At 65.2% G+C, this 374-nt stretch carries 1 protein-coding gene; it reads right to left on the reverse strand.

Annotated elements, in window-relative coordinates; genetic code table 11:
- Window positions 1-374 (reverse strand): formate--tetrahydrofolate ligase (locus EN818_RS31040; protein WP_135906636.1); only part of this gene is annotated, 374 nt, incomplete at both ends.

Below are 374 nucleotides of genomic sequence, written 5' to 3' on the forward strand. Positions count from 1 at the left end.
GAGAAGGAATACTGGGTCTTGGCCATGCACACCGGCAGCTTGCCGTAGCCGGCCTGCTCCCAGGCATGCAGTTGGTCGCGGATCGACTTGTCGGCGATCGCCTCGTCGCCGCGGTAGATGCGCTTGACGATGGTGTTGACCTTCTCGAACAGCGGCATCTCGTCGGGATAGAGCGGCGAGAACTGCGAGGCGCCGGATTCGGCGATCTCGACCACCTTCCTGGCCAGGTCCTCAATGCCGGCCGAGCCCTGCGCCCAGTGCTTGCACAGGATCGCCTCGGCGCCCTGCGCCTTGACGAAGTCCTTCATCGCCTGGACCTCGGCCTCGGTGTCGGTGGTGAAGTGGTTGATCGCCACCACCGCCGGCACGCCGAA

It is taken from the genome of Mesorhizobium sp. M3A.F.Ca.ET.175.01.1.1, from assembly GCF_004791945.1.
GTDB lineage: Bacteria > Pseudomonadota > Alphaproteobacteria > Rhizobiales > Rhizobiaceae > Mesorhizobium.